Source organism: Paenibacillus sp. An7 (genome assembly GCF_009870785.1).
GTDB lineage: Bacteria > Bacillota > Bacilli > Paenibacillales > Paenibacillaceae > Paenibacillus.
In genome coordinates, this window is sequence record NZ_WTWX01000086.1 from 1 (window position 1) to 428 (window position 428).

Annotated in this window: 1 protein-coding gene; it reads left to right on the plus strand. The window is 52.3% G+C overall.

The genetic code is table 11. The features are described 5' to 3' along the window. Positions 1-28: 28 nt before the first annotated feature. Positions 29-428 (plus strand): group II intron reverse transcriptase/maturase (locus GQY27_RS21255; protein ID WP_268893052.1); only part of this gene is annotated, 400 nt, incomplete at its 3' end.

A 428-nucleotide genomic window follows, 5' to 3' on the forward strand; every position in this document is an offset into this window, starting at 1 on the left:
GCTTGGCATACCCACAGTAGTGGACCGAGTGATCCAGCAGGCGATTGCCCAGCAGTTGCAGCCGCTGTTTGAGCCACTCTTTTCGAAGGGAAGCTACGGCTACCGCCCAGGGCGGAGCGCACAACAAGCCATTCGCAAGGTAAAAGAGTATGCGCAGCAGGGCTACGGCTACGCGGTAGAAATTGACCTCTCCAAATACTTTGACACACTGAACCATGAGCTGCTGATGAATCTTTTACGCAAACAAATTGGGGATAAGCGTGTAACCGATTTGATCAAGAAATATCTGAAAAGTGGAGTCATGGAGAACGGAGTACACTGCAGAACAGAGGAAGGCGCTCCGCAAGGAGGCCCCTTATCGCCGCTACTTGCAAACATCTACCTGAACGAATTCGACCAGGAGATGAACGGCCGGGGAGTGAAGGTCA